Source organism: Halococcus sp. AFM35, from assembly GCF_051195015.1.
In the GTDB taxonomy this organism is placed as follows: Archaea; Halobacteriota; Halobacteria; order Halobacteriales; family Halococcaceae; genus Halococcus.
The window spans coordinates 126,340-142,493 of the sequence record NZ_JBNTJU010000003.1 but is presented as its reverse complement, the minus strand read 5'-3'; the positions used below and the strand labels follow the sequence as shown (position 1 = coordinate 142,493).

20 protein-coding genes are annotated in these 16,154 nt (G+C 65.3%); 5 read left to right on the top strand and 15 right to left on the bottom strand.

Translation table 11 applies throughout. The annotated features are described in order from the left end of the window. Positions 1-9: 9 nt before the first annotated feature. From ACQUQO_RS03725 to ACQUQO_RS03700, 6 genes are all read right to left on the bottom strand, one after another. Complete coding sequence (locus ACQUQO_RS03725; protein WP_435076605.1) at positions 10-942, bottom strand: carbohydrate ABC transporter permease; 933 nt, start codon at positions 940-942, stop codon at positions 10-12. A gap of 1 nt (position 943) precedes the next feature. Then, complete coding sequence (locus ACQUQO_RS03720; RefSeq protein ID WP_435076604.1) at positions 944-1,897, bottom strand: carbohydrate ABC transporter permease; 954 nt, start codon at positions 1,895-1,897, stop codon at positions 944-946. Next, complete coding sequence (locus ACQUQO_RS03715; RefSeq protein WP_435076603.1) at positions 1,894-3,363, bottom strand: extracellular solute-binding protein; 1,470 nt, start codon at positions 3,361-3,363, stop codon at positions 1,894-1,896. The genes ACQUQO_RS03720 and ACQUQO_RS03715 overlap by 4 nt, the downstream gene beginning before the upstream one ends. 85 nt (positions 3,364-3,448) lie before the next feature. Further along, positions 3,449-3,907, bottom strand: a complete 459-nt coding sequence (locus ACQUQO_RS03710) for a universal stress protein (RefSeq protein ID WP_435076602.1) — start codon at positions 3,905-3,907, stop codon at positions 3,449-3,451. A gap of 30 nt (positions 3,908-3,937) precedes the next feature. Beyond that, positions 3,938-4,987: a dipeptide epimerase gene (locus tag ACQUQO_RS03705; protein ID WP_435076601.1), complete on the bottom strand. Its 1,050-nt coding sequence runs from the start codon at positions 4,985-4,987 to the stop codon at positions 3,938-3,940. Continuing rightward, positions 4,984-5,994: a DUF1611 domain-containing protein gene (locus ACQUQO_RS03700; protein ID WP_435076600.1), complete on the bottom strand. Its 1,011-nt coding sequence runs from the start codon at positions 5,992-5,994 to the stop codon at positions 4,984-4,986. Before ACQUQO_RS03700 ends, ACQUQO_RS03705 begins: the two co-directional genes overlap by 4 nt. A gap of 105 nt (positions 5,995-6,099) precedes the next feature. Between ACQUQO_RS03700 and ACQUQO_RS03695 the strand changes: the two genes are divergently transcribed. Then, positions 6,100-6,648, top strand: coding sequence for a metal-dependent hydrolase (locus ACQUQO_RS03695; protein ID WP_435076599.1), 549 nt, complete (start codon positions 6,100-6,102; stop codon positions 6,646-6,648). Positions 6,649-6,652: 4 nt separating this feature from the next. Here the strand turns inward: ACQUQO_RS03695 and ACQUQO_RS03690 are convergent, their stop codons facing one another. From ACQUQO_RS03690 to ACQUQO_RS03675, 4 genes are read right to left on the bottom strand one after another with little or no spacing between them, the layout of a single operon-like run. Beyond that, positions 6,653-6,895: a DUF7282 domain-containing protein gene (locus ACQUQO_RS03690; RefSeq protein ID WP_435076598.1), complete on the bottom strand. Its 243-nt coding sequence runs from the start codon at positions 6,893-6,895 to the stop codon at positions 6,653-6,655. Positions 6,896-6,900: 5 nt separating this feature from the next. Then, positions 6,901-7,257, bottom strand: a complete 357-nt coding sequence (locus ACQUQO_RS03685) for a DUF7282 domain-containing protein (protein ID WP_435076597.1) — start codon at positions 7,255-7,257, stop codon at positions 6,901-6,903. A 46-nt stretch (positions 7,258-7,303) separates the two neighbouring features. Then, the gene (locus ACQUQO_RS03680; RefSeq protein ID WP_435076596.1) at positions 7,304-7,777 is read right to left on the bottom strand and encodes a YbaK/EbsC family protein; all 474 of its coding nucleotides are present in this window, start codon (positions 7,775-7,777) and stop codon (positions 7,304-7,306) included. A 35-nt stretch (positions 7,778-7,812) separates the two neighbouring features. Next, positions 7,813-7,986, bottom strand: a complete 174-nt coding sequence (locus ACQUQO_RS03675; RefSeq protein ID WP_435076595.1) for a DUF7331 family protein — start codon at positions 7,984-7,986, stop codon at positions 7,813-7,815. A gap of 154 nt (positions 7,987-8,140) precedes the next feature. Here ACQUQO_RS03675 and ACQUQO_RS03670 point away from each other — a divergent pair, with 154 nt between their 5' ends. Beyond that, complete coding sequence (locus ACQUQO_RS03670) at positions 8,141-8,734, top strand: DUF7547 family protein (RefSeq protein WP_435076594.1); 594 nt, start codon at positions 8,141-8,143, stop codon at positions 8,732-8,734. 54 nt (positions 8,735-8,788) lie between these two features. Then, positions 8,789-9,289 (top strand): HTH domain-containing protein, encoded by a 501-nt coding sequence (locus ACQUQO_RS03665; RefSeq protein ID WP_435076593.1) that lies wholly within the window; start codon positions 8,789-8,791, stop codon positions 9,287-9,289. On the opposite strand, the gene ACQUQO_RS03660 is transcribed toward ACQUQO_RS03665, so the two are convergent. Genes ACQUQO_RS03660 through ACQUQO_RS03640 form a run of 5 tightly spaced genes read right to left on the bottom strand, consistent with a single transcriptional unit; the run spans position 9,286 to position 13,490 of the window. Then, positions 9,286-9,660 carry an OB-fold domain-containing protein gene (locus ACQUQO_RS03660; protein ID WP_435076592.1) on the bottom strand — a complete coding sequence of 125 codons (375 nt, stop codon included), beginning with the start codon at positions 9,658-9,660 and terminating at the stop codon, positions 9,286-9,288. The genes ACQUQO_RS03665 and ACQUQO_RS03660 overlap by 4 nt on opposite strands. Beyond that, positions 9,657-10,814, bottom strand: coding sequence for a thiolase C-terminal domain-containing protein (locus tag ACQUQO_RS03655; protein WP_435076591.1), 1,158 nt, complete (start codon positions 10,812-10,814; stop codon positions 9,657-9,659). Before ACQUQO_RS03655 ends, ACQUQO_RS03660 begins: the two co-directional genes overlap by 4 nt. 39 nt (positions 10,815-10,853) lie before the next feature. Then, positions 10,854-11,156, bottom strand: coding sequence for a hypothetical protein (locus ACQUQO_RS03650; RefSeq protein ID WP_435076590.1), 303 nt, complete (start codon positions 11,154-11,156; stop codon positions 10,854-10,856). Continuing rightward, complete coding sequence (locus ACQUQO_RS03645) at positions 11,156-12,745, bottom strand: acyl-CoA carboxylase subunit beta (protein ID WP_435076589.1); 1,590 nt, start codon at positions 12,743-12,745, stop codon at positions 11,156-11,158. Before ACQUQO_RS03645 ends, ACQUQO_RS03650 begins: the two co-directional genes overlap by 1 nt. Before the next feature lies 1 nt (position 12,746). Next, positions 12,747-13,490 carry a beta-ketoacyl-ACP reductase gene (locus tag ACQUQO_RS03640; protein WP_435076588.1) on the bottom strand — a complete coding sequence of 248 codons (744 nt, stop codon included), beginning with the start codon at positions 13,488-13,490 and terminating at the stop codon, positions 12,747-12,749. Between the two features lie 169 nt (positions 13,491-13,659). Between ACQUQO_RS03640 and ACQUQO_RS03635 the strand changes: the two genes are divergently transcribed. Together ACQUQO_RS03635 and ACQUQO_RS03630 are read left to right on the top strand one after the other, a co-directional pair. Then, a complete protein-coding gene (locus ACQUQO_RS03635) occupies positions 13,660-14,826 on the top strand; it encodes an alpha-1 4-glucan-protein synthase (RefSeq protein ID WP_435076587.1) in 1,167 nt (388 codons plus the stop codon). Between the two features lie 49 nt (positions 14,827-14,875). Then, positions 14,876-16,153 carry an extracellular solute-binding protein gene (locus ACQUQO_RS03630; RefSeq protein WP_435076586.1) on the top strand — a complete coding sequence of 426 codons (1,278 nt, stop codon included), beginning with the start codon at positions 14,876-14,878 and terminating at the stop codon, positions 16,151-16,153. Position 16,154: the final 1 nt, after the last annotated feature.

The following is a 16,154-nucleotide window of genomic DNA, read 5'->3' as shown; positions in this document are numbered from 1 at the left end:
TCCGTGTAGTTACTCCTTGAGTGCTCCGCTGGTGAGACCGCTTACGATGCGTTCTTGGGCGATGATGACGAGTATCGCCACCGGCAACACCGCGATGATGCTCGCGGCCGCCATCAGGTTGTACTGGGTGGTGTACTGGGTCTGGTACTGGAGGATACCGCTGAGAAGCGGTGCCCAGTCCTGATAGTCGTTGCCCGGCACCATCAGCTGCGAGAAGAAGAACTCGTTGTAGACGTAGATGAACGTCAGTACTGCGGTAGTGGCGACGCCCGGAGCCGAAAGCGGCATGATAACTCGAAAGAGCGCGCCGAGACGCGTGGTGCCCTCGACGCGGGCGGCGTCCTCCAGCCCGTCGGGAATCTGGGCATAGAAGGTTGTGAGAATGAAGATCGACAGCGGCATGTAGAGCGCGGTGTACGGCGGCACCAGCGCACCGGGCGTGCCGAGCAACTGTGGGCTGGAGATTCCGAAGAAGCTCATGTTGCCGGCGAAGAACCGGAACAGCGGCAGGAAAAACGCCGCCGGCGGGAAATAGGAAATGGCGAGCACGAGCAGCATGAGTGGCAGTCGTCCCGGGAATTCCAGCCGACCGAAGACGTAGCCCGCGAGGCTTGCGAGGACGAGGACTATTACTGTGGTCCCGAGCGCGAGCACGAAGCTGTTGAACATGTAGAAGTGAAACGGCACCACCTGAAAGACTTCCACGAACGCCTCGATGTTGAAGCCCTTCGGCAACAGCCCCATGTTCGAGAGCGCGCTGGCCGGCGTGAGCGCCAGCACCAGCAGCCAGTAAAAGGGGAACAGCGTCGTGACGAGGAAGAAGATGATGGCGACATAGAATAGCGCGCGATAGACCCGTCGTGGGTCACTAATCGCGCGGTTCACCCACCGCGTGAACGGGCCGTCGTCGGTCTCGCTGGCGCTTTCGGTTTCGGCCGCCATCTCAGATGCCCTCCCGTGCGTAGCGGTAGATATAGACGAACGCCACCGCCGCGATGATGGCCGCCGTGACGAACGCCACCGCCGCCGACGACGCCAGCCTGTTGCCTTGGAAGTACGACGCCACCACGAGACACGACATCGACGGCAGCGTCGAACACCCGGCGACGGTCTCGATCAGCCCGTAGATCCGCATCGCCTCCATCGTCCGGAACAGCATCGCTATCAACACTGTGGGCAGGATGAGCGGGAACGTGATCAGCTTGAACTGCTGCCACTTCGAGGCCCCCGTGACCTTCGCCACGTCGTAGAGGCTTCTATCGACGCTCTGGAGTCCTGCGAGGATGAGCAGTGCCATGAACGCCGAGGTCTTCCAGACGTCGGCCACGATGACGATAAGCAGCGAACTCGTGGCATCGTTCAGCGGAGTCGTCGAGATGAGGCCCCAGTCGCTGAGAATCGGGGTAGCGAATCCGAGTCCCGGCTGGAAGAGGAGATAGAATATCATCCCCTGAATCACGATGGGCACCGCCCACGGGATGATGATGGCGACTCGCGCCCACCGCCGGCCACGGAAGTCCTGGTCGAGCACGAGCGCCTGCCCGAGACCGATGACCGTCTCGAAGGCGACGCTCACGGCCGTGAACACCACCGTGACGATCAGCGCGCTCGTCCACGGCTGGCTCAGGTCCAGGAAGGGCCGCGGAAGGATCGCGCTTCCGGTGAAGATGGCGACGTAGTTATCGATACCCACGAACTCCCCCGTGCCGACCGCCCCGATGGAGTTCGAGTGCAGCGACGTCCAGAACGTCTCCAACAGCGGCCAGAACGCGACGCTCCCCAGAATGATGAACACCGGCGCGAGCAGCAGGTACGCGAACTGGGTCTCGCTCAGACCGGACTGCCAGTTCACGAGCACCCGGTAGGGGGCCGACCGCTCGGCACCTTCCGTGCTCATTGGGCGGTCACCGAGTTCTCGATCTTCGTGATCCGTCGGTCGAGGTTCGAGAGGCCCTGTTCGACCGACGACTCCTGTGAGGCGATGGCGTTCACTTCCTGATAGGTGGCCTTCGACTCCGGCGACCAGATGACGGTGACGGGCCGCGAGATCGCGTTCTCACCTGCCGTCTTGAACGCATCGAGGTACTTTCCGGTCGGTTCCACGCTCCGTGCCGCCTGCGAATCGAACAGGCCCGGTTTCGGGGGGAGCCACCCCGTGATTTCGAATATCCCGATCTGGACGTCCTTTTTCATCTGTGTTTTGATGACTTCCATCACTGCCTCCTTGTTGTTCGTCTTCGGATTCACCGTCGTGTGCCAGCCGCCGAGCGCCGGAGACGTCCCGCCGACACCCTTCTCGGTGGCGCTTTTCGACGTCTCCGCGTAGGGCAACGGCATCACGCCGTAGGTTTCGGGAGTCGCCCAGTCGGCCTCGCTGATGGTGAGCGGGATGGCGTAGGGCCAGTTGCGGTGCATGACGACATCCCCCGCTGCGAACGGCTGTCGTGACGGTTCCTCGGTCCACGTCAGCACGTTGTTCGGGGCGATCTTCGAATATCCCGGCAGCGACTGTGGGTCCTCCTGGCCGTGAATGAACGTCCGCACCATTCGGGTGGCCTGCTGGACCGGTTTTTTCGCTATTGTGACCGGGCGCTCGCCGATAGGCCCAAACAGGTTATCCACGCCGCCGAAGTACGCGCCACCCCACGACGACAGGAATTCGTTGAAATCACAGCACGCAAGCCCCGAGTAGGCATCGAACTGAAACGAAAACCCCATCTCGGTGTTCGTCTGCTGCATCACGTCGCTCGTGACTTTGTTGAAACGCTTCCACGTCATCGGGTTGGCTCCCCACTTCTCCTCGTCGGGCCGGTAGCCCGCCTGCTTCACGAGGTCCTTCCGGTACTGCATCGTCGGGAGATCCGGAAAGAGCGGTACCCCATAGAGGTCGCCGGTTTCGGGGTCGGTCGTGGTCCGGACGCTGGTATTGAAATACTCGTTTTCGACCTCCTTGAGTCGGGCCTCCGGTAGCTCGTTTTCGAGGTTCAGGAGCTGTTTGCGCTGGATGAACGGAATCGTCCACCCACAGTCCATCATGAACATGTCCGGATTCGGCATCTTGGCGTTCAGAATCGTCTGGTACGACCGCTGTCGGCCACCGGTCTTCGCGCTCCCGGCTTCGAGTTCGAGCGTGATATCGTTCGAAAGACCGTTGTCGTAGAACAGCTGCTTGATCTTCTCACCGTTTTCCTGTGCCTGTGTCGGGTCGAACGCCCAGATGACGGTTGCGCCGCTGCTACCGCCGGCACCGCTGGCACCGTAGATACAGCCCGCGAAGCTGGCCGCCGCCCCCGACGCGCCGGCCGCCCGCAGGAAGGTCCGGCGGGAAGTACTAGCTCCCTGTGCGTTGGAACCACTCACCATTGTCGAGTGGAATCTACCCTCTCACTTATATCTATTGGCAACGGCGGCAGGCAACCGCCCGCCGGCACCCGAATCGATGCGGTCATCAGGACGTATCAGCCCGGACGAAAGTTACGGGGCAGGGTGCCGAGAGCATCACCTTTTGCGCTGTGGAGCCGAAGACGGCCTTGCCCGCCGGCGAGCGTCGCCGTCCGCCGACGATGACCAAGTCCGCCCCGGATTCCTCGGCGAGACCGACGATGCTGTCGCCGTGGTCGCCGACCGCCCCACCGATGGCGAACTCGACGCCCGCCTCGTCGAGTCTGTCGCCGAGTTCTCGGACCGTCGCGTGGCGGTGTGCCACCTCGTTCGGCGAGACCTCGCCGGCCGTGACGTCGAAGCCCAGACTGTCGATGGCGCGTTCGTATTCGGCCTCGGTGAAGACGTGGCCCAGTAGTACTGTGGCCTCGGACGGGCCGGCGATGTCGATGGTCTCTTCGGCCAGCCGGTCGACGCGCTCGGCGTCGCCCGGTCCGAGCGCTAGCAGGACGGTTTCGAGTGCCATATACCCTCTTTCGGGGGGCCTTATATAATTCTACGGGCGACCCTCGACCGGATGCGCACCCGTTCCCGGCCCGTCTACCCCGGCGAGGTCGATGTCGCCGCCGCGAATCGGCACCCCTTCGTAGGGGTCATCGGCGAGCAACAGCGAGCCGTCGAGGTCGGCGTAATCGAGCAGCGGCGCGAGCTGGCAGGCGGCCGCGATGGCGGCGTTCGACTCGACCATGCAGCCACACATCACTTCCAGCCCGTGTGCGCGCGCCGTGTGAATCATCCGTTTGGCTTCGCCCAACCCTCCACATTTCATGAGTTTGATGTTGGCGATGTCCGCACGTTCGGCGATGCGAGGAACGTCCGCGAGCGTCACACAGGACTCGTCGGCGGCGATGGGGAGCGCCGAGCGGTCGTGGACGTATTCGAGACCTGCCGGGTTCTCGGCGGGCACGGGCTGTTCGACGAACTCCACGTCGAAGTCGGCGAGCGCGTCGATGTTGCCGAGTGCCTCGTGGGGCGTCCACGCCTCGTTGGCGTCGACGCGCAGGCGCACGTCGGGCGCTTCGGCACGAACCGCCTCGATTATCTCGCGGTCGCGCTCGGTGCCGAGTTTCACCTTCAACACCGTGTGGCCCACCGCGACCGCGCTCTCGGTCTTTTCGCGCATGCGCTCGGTGCTGTCGAGACCGATGGTGAAGGAGGTCGTCGGCGTACTCTCGGAGTCGAGTCCCCAGTAGCGATACAGGGGGACGTCGAGGTGTTTCGCCGCGAGGTCGTGCAGCGCAATCGAGACCGCCGCGCGCGCGGCGGGATTGTCACGCACGACTTCGTTCATCCGCCGTTCGATACGCGCCAGCGCGTGTGGGTCGCCGACTTCCTCGACGATTGTGAGCAGGTCCGGGAGAACGGCTTCCACAGTACGAGGGGTTTCGCCGTAGTGCTCGGAGGGCGCGGCCGCGCCGATACCCTCGTGTTCGCCGTCCGAAACCCGTACGACGACGTTCGTGGCGGTCTCCTGTGTGCCGCGGGCGATGGTGAACGGGTCGTCGAGGTCGAGCGCCAGCCGCTCGAAACCGGTGTCGAGGCTCACAGCAGCGCCTCCAGCAGTTCGTCGGTCCCGAAGCGAATCGGGTCGGTCGCCGGCACCGAGAGCGTCCGCGAGTACGCATCGACCGCCGAGCGTGCGCCCTCGTCGGTGTCGAGCGACCGGGTGTTGAGCGCGCCCGCGACGACGTCGGCGTCGTGAACCGTGCCCGCGAGGCTCTCGTAGAGGTCGACGTATTCGGGGAGTGCCGGGAGCGAGAAGTCCTCGTAGCCGTGAATCGACTCGCGACCCGCCTCGTGACAGAGCACCAGTTCGTCGGGCATCGAACCATGGAGGATGCCGCAGGTCACCGCCGAGTACGCAGGGTGAACGATTGAGCCTTGACCCTCGACGAAGAGGTAGTCGTGGTCGGCCTTGTCGAGAATCATCTCCTCGACCGCCCCAGCAGTGAAGTCACTCACCACGCGGTCGATTGGGTTGCCCCAACCCGCTATCATGATGCCCGTCTGGCCTGTCGGAATGAAGGCAGCGTCCGCGCCGCGCTCGCGTGCGGCCTCGCAGAGTTCGAGCGTTGCGGTCATCTTCCCGACCGAGCAGTCCGTTCCCACTGTGAGAATGACCTCGGCATCGACCTCGCCGGCGATTCCGTCGCTCACCGTCAAATCGGGTGAGGGCTTGCGCACGTCGTGGAGTTCGCAGTCGTTCGCCGCGGCGAGGTCGGCGAACTCCTCGTCGTCTTCGAGGAAATAGTGGAGACCAGCGGTGACGTCACAGCCCCGCTCCAGGGCGGCCCGGACGTCCGGTCGCCACGACTCCTCGAAGCCGCCGCCGATGGGCGCGATGCCGATGAGCAGTTCGTCACAGTTCTCGACATCGTCCATGCCGGCGACGATTGGCGCGTCCTGAACCCCCGAAAGGTGGTCGCTGACGCGCGTGCCGGCGCGCTCGCGGTCGAGCACCGCGACTATTTCCTCGTCGGCGTACCGGAGCATGCTGACGGCGGTCTTCGCGTCCTCGGGAAACTTCTCGTGGGCGAGCAGCGCGACGGTCATGTTGCCACGGAGGGCGAGCGGGGGCTTAAACTCCGACCATCCGTCGTGAGCGCGACCGCCGCGCGTCTTCGAAGCGGGTAAGGCAGTCACGGCGATAACGGGTGTATGTGGCCGTGGGGACACCTCGCCGTCGGCTATCTCGTCTACGCCGCGCTCTCGCGCTGGCGCTTCGAGGAGCCACCCTCGGCGGCAGCGACGCTTGCGGTCGCCGTCGGCACGCAATTTCCCGACCTCGTGGACAAGCCGCTCGCGTGGACCTTCCACGTGCTGCCGAGCGGGCGCTCGCTCGCCCATTCGCTGCTCACCGTCGCCGTCGTCTGCGTGCTGGTCTACGTCTACGCCCGCCGGAACGGGTTGGGACGGCCGGCGCTCGCCTTCGCCGTCGGCTACATCTCTCATCCGTTCGCCGACGCGCTCTCGCCGCTGCTCGCCGGCGAATACGAGTACATTCGTTATCTCGGCTGGCCGGTGCTTGACCAGCCGCCCTACGACACGAGCCGGGGCTTCGGCGCACATCTGGCCGACCTCGAACCGTCCTCGCTCGTGCTCGCCGGAACCTTCCTCGTCGGCTTCGCACTGTTGGTCTGGCTGCGCGACGGCCGCCCCGGTCTCGCGGCGCTGCGCGAGTGGCTCCGTGCGCGACGTGTCGTTTGACGGGCTACCGGCGACGGGCCACGACGGCCGCGAGCACCACCAACGCGAGCAGCACGAACCCGGCCGCGACAAGGGGAACGAGACCGATGTCGAACCCGCCATCGGACGTGGTGCGCTCCTCGTGTTCGACCGATATTTCGGCGCTCTCGACGACGGCTTGGGTGCCCTCGACGTACGGCCCGTCGACGCTGCCGTTCGTCCGCACGAAGTCGAACTGACCGTTTTCGTTCGAATCGAAGTGGACCATCGCTGTCAGCGACTCGTTCGTCCGCAGACGCGACTGATTGAACTCGCGGCCCGCAACGGCGTAGAGTCGCACCTGTACGTCCTGATGGGGCCGGGGCTGAGCCGCTCGGAGACGCCGATGACGCTGCCCACGGTGTCGTTTTGGGTGGTGAGGCTCGCGTTGTGAATCGCCACGAACCCACCCTGTGAGAGATTGACGGAGTTGAGCTGGACGGTGGTCCCGTTGGTGGTCTGGTCGGTGAACACCATCGTCGCGTTCGGTGTCCGAACCTGCTGGGACTGGGCCACTGCCGGGGAAACGGCCATCCCCGCGATGCAGAACAGGACGATGAGAACCGCGGCGGTGGGTGTCGTCGAGCGCATATATCCGTCGAGGCCGGCGGCGGGGAAAAACAGTCGGTCCGCGGACTCATTTCGCCACGTCGGCGGGCTGTGCGCCGGCGAACTCCCGAAGGTGCTCGGGTGTGATGGGGAACACCGCTTCGGGCGTGCCGGCAGCGGCCCAGACGGTATCGAACGCAAGGAGGGTCTCGTCAATGTAGACCGGTACGGCCGTGTCGTGACAAAAGGGCGGCACGCCACCGATTGACCAGCCGATGGTCTCGCGCACCGCGTCGGCGTCGGCCATTTCGACCGCGCTCTCGCCGACCTCATGGGTTGCGGCGAGTTTTTCCTCGCTCACGCGGTTGGCCCCGCTCGTGACCACGACCACCGGCTCGGGAGCCGCGAACACGAGCGAACTCGCTATCTGGGCGACGTCACAGCCGACGGCGGCGGCCGCGTCGTGCGCCGTCTTGGTCCCTTCGGGAAACTCGTGAACGTCGACCGCGAAGTCGTGTTCCTGCTCGGCCCGTTCCGCGAAGGCCGCTGCTCGTCGATGCATACCGTTCGTGGGGGCGAACGGGACAAAAAGCCGTGCTATCGCGCGTCGGTAACTGCAACCGCGTCGCTGGATTGCAGCCACGCCGTGTGCTCGCGCTCGTCGTAGATGACGACCGCGCCGTCTTCGCGCTCGAAGGCGACGAGGCGTTCTTCGCGTGCCGGTACGCTCGCCGAGGTGTCGGAGGGCGACTCCTGTGGGGACGTGCTCATTGGTTTTGGGTTGGGTCTGTCGTTCGTTGCCGGTAGTTGCAACGAGGTGCCACGCCGTGATAAGCGTTATCACTAATCGCCCGCCGTCGAATCGCCGGGCCGGCGACCACACGCGTAGCCCGACCTTTTCATGCTCCGGCCTCGAAGCGTCGGTATGAGCGACGCGCCACGCGACCCCGAACTGGAGCGCCTCGCCGAGGACCTCTCGACGACGCTCGCCGAACTCCGCGACGAACTCGAACCGCGCGACCCGCCCCGCGGACCGCTCGGATTGCCGCGCCCGCCGATGCCGGGTGAACTGCTCGAACTCACCGACGAGTTCGCGATTCCGGCGGTGATTGCGGTCCTCGAAGCCAACATCCGCGCGCTCGAAGCGTTTCGGGCGGCCATCCGGTTGGCGCGCGCCGGCGAGGAAGTCGGCGAGCGCGGACGCGAGACCCGAAAGCGGGGCGAACGGCTCGGCCGCGACGCGCTCGACCGTCTCGACGACGTTCTCGTCGACTTGCAGGAAGCACTCGACGGTCGACCGCAGGACCCGGCGGCGCGCACGCTCGCCGACGAGGCCCGCGCGCTCCGGGACGAAATCGACGAGCGCCTCGCCGAGAGCGACCGCCGCGCGGCCGGTCCGCCCACCCCCGACCACCGTGAACGCGACGACCACGACGAGGACGTCGCCATCGACGTCGATGCCGAACTCGATTCCATCCGGGATTCCGTCGAGAACGACGACGATGGGGAATCGAAGTAAACGTTCACTCCGGCCACAAGAGTTTATAGTCTCGGTTACATCTCTTCGCGTGTGATGGTGGGGGTCAACTCGCTACCGGAGGGGAACGCACGGCTCGAACTGTTCGTGCGGTCGTCGGTGCCGGCGGCCGCGCGCGAGTCCCAATCGACGGTCCGCGAGCGGCTGCGTGCGCTCGAAGCCGACGGCAACGTCGATGGCGCGTCGGTGCGGACGTGGGAAAAGCGGATTCCGGTCGACGCGGGGGTTGCCGAACGCGAGACCAGCAACACCTACGCGGAATTCGACGCATGGGCACGCAGGCGCGGCGTCAGTCTCTCCCCGTTTTTCGACACGCGCGACTGTCATTCGTCGATAACGGGCGAGTCACACACCGCGCTCGTGCTGCCGGTAATGAGCCTCGCCGTCTACGAGGGCGACCGGCTCAGTGCCGTCTTCCCGCACGCCGACGAGGACCGTGCGTACACCGTCGGGGAGGCCCTCGACGCGCTGGATGACGATGGCGGGGAAAGCGATGAGAACGCGACGCGCGAGCGGGTCTCGGCCGGCGCGCCCTAACCAGTAGGTTCGAACCGGTAGCCATCCCACTCCTGACTTTCCGGCTCCCTGATACCGGCCGCAGGGTCGCGGAGTTGCTCGGTGTAGACGGGGGAGACGTCATCCCCGATTTCGATTTCGTCGGTGGTGAGTTGGCCAAGCGCGCGCACCGACTCTCCCTCGACATCGAACTCGACGATTGCGAGGTGGTTCGGCTCGCGGACGCCGGGCGGCGTGGCGGTGCTCGTCGTCCATGTGACGACCGTCGCCGTGTAATCGCTCAGGTCCACGGTGTCGACGGGTTCGTTTCCGTCGGGACCGAGCGGGTGTGGCGGATAGGTTATCGAGCCATCGGCGTACCGGGCCGCTTTCATCGGCGGGTCGTCGCTCATGCGCCCGCCTCCATGATGGTGGTGATGACGCAGTTGCCAAAGCCACCCACGTTACAGGCAAGCCCCACGTCGGCGTCGACCTGTCGCGGGCCGGCCTCGCCGAGTACCTGCCCGTATATCTCGTAGCCCTGTGCGACGCCGCTCGCGCCGAGGGGATGGCCCTTCGATTTCAACCCGCCGGAAGTGTTGATTGGTAGCTCGCCGTCGCGCTCGGTTTTGCTCTCCTCGACCATCCTCCAAGCCTCACCCTGCTCGGCGAACCCCAGCCCCTCCATCTGGAGGAATTCGAGGATGGTGAACATGTCGTGGAGTTCGGCCACGTCGATGTCCTCGGGACCGTAGCCACTCATCTCGTAGGCCTCTCTCCCCGACTCGACCACGCCACCCATCACCGTCGGCTCGCTTCGCTCGTGGACCACGTGAGTGTCGGTCGCGCCGCCGACACCGCTCACGAGGGCGTACTCGTCGGTGTATTCGCGGGCGACCGATTCGGGGCAGAACATGAGCGCGGCACTCCCGTCGGTGATGGGACAGAAATCGTAGAGTCTGAGCGGGTCGGCGACGATTGGGCTCCCGAGTACAGTATCGAGGTCGACTTCCTTTTGAAACTGGGCATGCGGGTTGTCGACGCCGTTCTCGTGATTTTTGACCGCGACCTTCCCGAGGCTCTCGCGCGGCGCGTCGTAGCGGTCGAGGTAACGCCGTGCCGTCAGCCCCGCGAAGCTCGGCAGCGTCACGCCGTGTTTGTACTCGACGGGGTGGGTGAGCGAGGCGATCACGTCCGTGGCCTCGCCCGTCGAGCGATGGGTCATCTTCTCGCCACCGACTAACAGAGTCATCTCGCTCGCGCCCGACGCGACCGACTGCCACGCGGCGTACATGCCGGCACCGCCCGACGAGGAGGTCTGATCGACACGTTGGGTGTAGGCCGGCAGACAGTCGAGGTCGTGGGCGAGCGCGTTCGGCACGCCAGTCATCCCCTCGAACTCGCCGCTGGCCATGTTCGAGACGTACAGATGCTCGACGGCGTCGGGCGAGACGCCCGCATCGTCGAAACACGCCATCCCTGCCTCGGCGAGCAACTCCCGAATCCACGCCTCGCGCTGGCCGAACTGCGTCATCGACGCGCCGATGACCGCGACGTTCGTGCTCATACCGCCGCCTCTCCCGCCGCCGTTATGGCTGTTTCGACGTTACCGACGAACCCGCCCCGCCGCCTTCCACTCCTCGCCACGGACGACCTCGGGGGGCGGTGTCCGCCCTCCGAAACGGCCACAGAGCGTCCAGCGGTCGCAGTGTTCGGGACTCGTGTCGTCGGTTCCGGCGGCGCGGTCGCGGAGATGGGCACCGATGGCGACGGCGATGGCCGCGGCCTCGGCGCGGTCGGCGCTCGCGGGTATCGACAGGGACGCATCCTCCGGAAGCACGGCGCTCGTGTCCGTTCGGTCGGCGTTCGATTCGTCCGCGTCGGTCGGTGCGGATGTGGACGAAGCCATCAGAGTTGGATGTTGCCGTGGTCTTTCGGCGGTCCGTCCGTTCGCTTGCGGTCGAGCACCGCGAGGTCGCGGATGAGCCGCTTGCGAGTCTCGTTCGGTTCGATGACGTCGTCGACGTAGCCACGTTCGGCCGCCGAGTACGGGTTGGCGAACTCTTCGCGATACTCGTCCATCAGTGCCTGTCGGGTCGCTTCGGGGTCGTCGGCCTCGTCGAGTTCGTCGCTGTAGAGGATGTTCACCGCTCCACGCGGACCCAAGACTGCGGTCTCGGCACCGGGCCACGCGTAGTTCGTGTCCGCGCCCAGCAGCTTCGACCCCATGACGATGTACGCTCCCCCGTAGGCTTTCCGCAGGATCACCGTCACGAGGGGAACCGTGGCCTCGGCGTAGGCGTAGATGAGTTTCGCGCCGTGGCGGATGATACCGTTGTGCTCCTGGTCGGTGCCCGGCATGAACCCCGGTACGTCGACGAACGTGAGCACTGGGAGGTTGAACGAATCACAGAAACGGACGAACCGTGCGCCCTTCTGACTCGCCTCGATGTCCAACGTGCCGGCGTTGGCCGATGGCTGGTTGGCGACCACACCCACCGGCCGGCCGTCCATGCGCGCGAGACCGGTCACGAGCGTCCGCGCGAAGTCGCCATGGGTCTCGAAAAACGAGTTCTCGTCGACGATACCTCCAACCACGCCGGTCACGTCGTAGGGTTTGCGCGGCGCATCGGGGACCATCTCCCCCACCTCGCAGCGCCGGTCGGGGTCGTCCCACGAGTCGACCCGTGGCGGGTCCTCGACGTTGTTCCGTGGGAGATACGACAGCAATCGCTTGATGTCGTCGAGTGCGCTCTTCTCCGAGTCGGCGGTCATGTGTGCAACGCCGCTCTCGCTGGCGTGAGCGTTCGCCCCGCCCAACTCCTCCATCGTTATCTGCTCGCCCGTGACCGTCTCGATGACGTCCGGCCCGGTAATCATCATCTGGGCGGTGTCCTCGACCATGAGGGTGAAGTCGGTCAGCGCCGGCGAGTAGGTCGCTCCACCCGCGCAGGGACCCATGATGGCCGAAATCTGCGGGACGAGACCGCTCGCCTTCGTGTTCCGGCGGAAGATTTTGGCGAAACCGGCCAGCGAGGCGATGCCCTCCTGGATGCGTGCGCCCGCCGAGTCGTTCAGACCGATGATGGGGACGCCGTTCTCGATGGCCTTGTCCATCACCTTGCAGATCTTGTCGGCGACCGCCTCCCCGACCGACCCGCCCAGGACGGTGAAATCGTGGGCGAAGACGAACACCGTCCGACCGTCGACGTCGCCGTAGCCAGTCACGACGCCGTCGCCGGCGTACTTCTTCTCGGCCATATCGAAGTTCGTCGACCGGTGCTCGACGAACCGGTCGAACTCCTCGAAACTCCCGTCGTCGAGGAGGTAGTCGATGCGCTCGCGGGCGGTCAGTTTGCCCTTCTCGTGTTGGGCGTCGATGCGGTCTTGGCCGCCACCCCGTTCGGCCTCTGCACGCCGACGGCGGAGTTCCTCGATGGGCGATTCCTCCCCTTGGGAGAGGTTCTCGCTGGCGTCGGCGTCGTTCTCGGTGGCCACGCTACCACTCCATGCCGCCGTTGACGGCGAGAATCTGGCCGGTCATGTAGCTCGATTCGGGACCCGCGACGAAGCGGACGATGCCGGTGATGTCCTCGACCTCGGCGAACCGACGGAGCGGGATGCGCTCGATGATCTTCTCCTGGACCTCATCGGAGACCTCGTCGAGCATATCGGTTTTGACGAATCCCGGCGCGACGCAGTTGGCCGTCGAGTTCGACCGCGCGAGTTCGAGCGCAATCGTTCGCGTAAAGCCGAACAGTCCGCTTTTCGTGGTGGCGTAGTTCGATTGCCCGTAATTACCCTGCTGACCGACGACGCTCGAAATGTTGATGAGCCGGCCACATTCGGCCTCGACGATGTCCTCGAAAAACGAGTGCGTGCAGTTGTAGACCCCGCCCAGATTGACATCCATGACGCGCTGCCAGTCCTCGCGGGACATGTTCTTGAAGGTGCGGTCGACGGTCAGGCCGGCGTTGTTCACGAGCACGTCGATGGAACCGAACGCGTCTCGTACGTCCTCGGCCATCCCCTGGACCGCGTCGTAGTCGGCGACATCGGCCTGCACCGGAATGGCTCGTCCACCCGCGTCTTCGATTACATTGACCACTTCGTGGGCGGCGGCCTCCGAGGTGCGGTAGTTCACCGCGACGTCCGCGCCGCACTCGCCGAACTCCTCGGCGATACCGCGCCCGATACCCCGCGACGCGCCGGTAACCACACAGGTCTGTGTGTCGAGCGTCATGTCTCTGTCTCGAAGCTCTACGTGTAGCCACGTAAATCTGTGCCACGTCCGGCCGCCCGCCGCCGGTGTTCGTCACAATCGTTCCCGTCAGATACCATCGAACGGTACTGGCGTCCGCGCCCGACAGCGATAGATACTTTAGGCCATCCTAAAAATACGCGATACCACAATGACCGCCGACGTCTGTGTCATCGTTCCCACGATACGTGAGTTCGAGTGCGTCCGTACCTACGCCGAAAACGCCCGCAAGCACGACTTCGATATCGAGCGCCTGCACGTGATTTTGGTCACTGAGGACTTCTGTGACACCGACGCGATGGCGTCGATACTCGATGACCTCGCTCTCACGGGGGAGGTCTTCGACGGCACTGCCCGCGAGGAGTGGTATCGCGAGCAGTCCATCACGGAGTTCGCCCATCTCGTCCCCGCGGCAAGCCATGCCCAGACGAGTTTCGGACTGCTCTACTGCTGGGCGAACGACTTCGAGTACGGGGTGTTCATCGACGACGATACCCGCCCGCACATGGACGTGGACTTCTTCGGGACGCATCTCGCGAACTTGAACGGCGAACACGAGGTCGAGCGCGTCCGCTCGGACGAGCAGTGGGTGAACGTCCTCCACGAGAACGCCGACGAGCACGGTCTCTACCCGCGTGGCTACCCCTACTCCGCGATGGATGAAGAGGTCGAGACCGACCGCACGCACGCCACGAACGTCGTCGCCTCCCAAGGCCTGTGGACCAACGTACCCGACCTCGACGCCGCCCGAATCCTCGCCGACGGCGACCTCCGAGGGCAGGCGAAGACACACCTTTCGGCGGACGATTTCGGGGAGACGTTCGTCGCCGCCGACGGCCAGTATCTCACCCTCTGTTCGATGAACCTCGCCTTCCGGCGCGAGGTGATTCCCGCCTTCTATCAGCTTCCGATGGACGACAATCCGTGGAACGTCGGCCGATTCGACGACATCTGGAGCGGCGTCTTCCTCAAGCGCGCCTGTGACGTCTTGGGTACCGAAATCGTCACCGGCGGGCCGCTCTGTGAGCACAACAAGGCCGAGCGCTCGACGTTCGACGACCTCCGCTCGGAGCTGCCCGCGCTCGACGCCAACGAGCGCCTCTGGCGTGTCGTCGACGACGCCGCTGCGGATGCGGAGTCGTACGCCGACGCCTACGCCGCGATGGCCGACGCGCTCGTCGCACACGACTGGAGCGACTGCGAGAACGGCGAGTTCCTTCCCTACGTCGGCGAGTACATGCACGACTGGCTGGCCTGTCTCGACGCGCTCAAACCGGGGTCGGTCGCCGTGCCGGCCGCCGCCAGCGCCGACGACTGAGCTCGACGGAGCGACAGAGTTTTTAGGCTACCCTAAATCATATCGGCCAATGACGCGACGCGCTGGCGAGGACTTCACGGCGAACGGCTGCGATGACCACAGCGACTCCAGTGTGGGGCGGCGACGGTTCCTCCGCACGTCGGCCGTCGTGGCCGGCGGCGCGCTGGTCGCCGGCTGTTCGTCCGGTGGCAGCGGTTCCAACGCGAGCGGGGCGAACGACTCCAACGGCAGCGCCGGCAACGCAAGTGGGGCGAACGGCACCGTCGGCAACGCCACCGAGGGCGCGAGCGCGAACGAGTCGGTCGGCGTCGCGGCGTTCAGGGGGTCGGGACCGCTCGTCGAGAGCCGCCCGCCGCTCAAGGGACCGCGCATCGACGACCTGCCCGACCTTTCGGGACAACTCAGCATCTACCTCGGCGGCGGCGAGGGCGGGCTGTATACGCAGTTTCTGGACCTATTGCAGCGGATGTATCCGAAGTTCACCGTGAAACTTCGGACAGCCTCCTCCTCGCAGCTCGCGAACACGCTCATCACGGAGGTCCAGAGCGGGTCGTCGAAGGCGGACGTCTTCTGGGCGGTCGACCTCGGCGCGCTCGGCGTCGTCGCCAGCAACGACGCGACGGTAACGCTTCCGTCGAGGGTCGTGAAGCCAGTACCCAAGGAGTTCCATCCGAACGACCAGTGGGTCGGCGTCGCCGGGCGCGCGCGCAGCGTGCCCTACAACACGAACCAGCTCTCGGCCAACCAGATTCCGAACAAGGTGCAGAAATTCACCGACGCCGGCGGTCTGAAGGGGTCGATGGGCTGGGCACCCACGTATGGGGCCTTCCAGTCGTTCGTCACGGCGATGCGGCTGCTCCGTGGCGAGAAGCAGACCAAACGGTGGTTGCAGGGGATGCAACAACAGGGAATCTCGGAGTATCCCGACGAATTTCTGGTCTCGAACGCCGTTGCCGACGGCGAACTCGCCGCCGGCTTCGCCAATCACTACTACGCGCTGCGCGTGCGGGCCGCCCGCCCGAACGCGCCAATCGAACTCGCCTTCACGAAGGACGATGCGGGCGCGCTCGTCAACGCTGCCGGCGTCGAGGTCATCAAGGGAACCGAGCGCCGCCAGCTCGCGATGAACTTCGTCCAACACCTCCTGACCGCCGAGGCACAGGAGTTCTTCGCCACTCGCACCTTCGCCTACCCGATGATTCCGGGCGTCCCTCCCGTGGGCGGGCTGCCGACCATCGACGAGCTCAACCCGCCGGACATCGACCTCGCCAAGCTCTCGAACCTCGAACCCACCCTGCGGCTCATGCGCGAGAGCGGAGTGCTCTGAG

Excerpts from the sequence above, each read along its gene's own strand:
- ACQUQO_RS03635 (WP_435076587.1), top strand. The coding sequence starts at position 13,660 with ATGACCGCCGACGTCTGTGTCATCGTTCCCACGATACGTGAGTTCGAG.
- ACQUQO_RS03630 (WP_435076586.1), top strand. The coding sequence starts at position 14,876 with ATGACGCGACGCGCTGGCGAGGACTTCACGGCGAACGGCTGCGATGAC.
- ACQUQO_RS03675 (WP_435076595.1), bottom strand. The coding sequence starts at position 7,986 with ATGAGCACGTCCCCACAGGAGTCGCCCTCCGACACCTCGGCGAGCGTA.
- ACQUQO_RS03665 (WP_435076593.1), top strand. The coding sequence starts at position 8,789 with ATGGTGGGGGTCAACTCGCTACCGGAGGGGAACGCACGGCTCGAACTG.
- ACQUQO_RS03680 (WP_435076596.1), bottom strand. The coding sequence starts at position 7,777 with ATGCATCGACGAGCAGCGGCCTTCGCGGAACGGGCCGAGCAGGAACAC.
- ACQUQO_RS03640 (WP_435076588.1), bottom strand. The coding sequence starts at position 13,490 with ATGACGCTCGACACACAGACCTGTGTGGTTACCGGCGCGTCGCGGGGT.
- ACQUQO_RS03690 (WP_435076598.1), bottom strand. The coding sequence starts at position 6,895 with ATGGTCCACTTCGATTCGAACGAAAACGGTCAGTTCGACTTCGTGCGG.
- ACQUQO_RS03685 (WP_435076597.1), bottom strand. The coding sequence starts at position 7,257 with ATGCGCTCGACGACACCCACCGCCGCGGTTCTCATCGTCCTGTTCTGC.
- ACQUQO_RS03650 (WP_435076590.1), bottom strand. The coding sequence starts at position 11,156 with ATGGCTTCGTCCACATCCGCACCGACCGACGCGGACGAATCGAACGCC.
- ACQUQO_RS03725 (WP_435076605.1), bottom strand. The coding sequence starts at position 942 with ATGGCGGCCGAAACCGAAAGCGCCAGCGAGACCGACGACGGCCCGTTC.
- ACQUQO_RS03655 (WP_435076591.1), bottom strand. The coding sequence starts at position 10,814 with ATGAGCACGAACGTCGCGGTCATCGGCGCGTCGATGACGCAGTTCGGC.
- ACQUQO_RS03715 (WP_435076603.1), bottom strand. The coding sequence starts at position 3,363 with ATGGTGAGTGGTTCCAACGCACAGGGAGCTAGTACTTCCCGCCGGACC.
- ACQUQO_RS03660 (WP_435076592.1), bottom strand. The coding sequence starts at position 9,660 with ATGAGCGACGACCCGCCGATGAAAGCGGCCCGGTACGCCGATGGCTCG.
- ACQUQO_RS03670 (WP_435076594.1), top strand. The coding sequence starts at position 8,141 with ATGAGCGACGCGCCACGCGACCCCGAACTGGAGCGCCTCGCCGAGGAC.
- ACQUQO_RS03695 (WP_435076599.1), top strand. The coding sequence starts at position 6,100 with ATGTGGCCGTGGGGACACCTCGCCGTCGGCTATCTCGTCTACGCCGCG.
- ACQUQO_RS03720 (WP_435076604.1), bottom strand. The coding sequence starts at position 1,897 with ATGAGCACGGAAGGTGCCGAGCGGTCGGCCCCCTACCGGGTGCTCGTG.
- ACQUQO_RS03700 (WP_435076600.1), bottom strand. The coding sequence starts at position 5,994 with ATGACCGTCGCGCTGCTCGCCCACGAGAAGTTTCCCGAGGACGCGAAG.
- ACQUQO_RS03710 (WP_435076602.1), bottom strand. The coding sequence starts at position 3,907 with ATGGCACTCGAAACCGTCCTGCTAGCGCTCGGACCGGGCGACGCCGAG.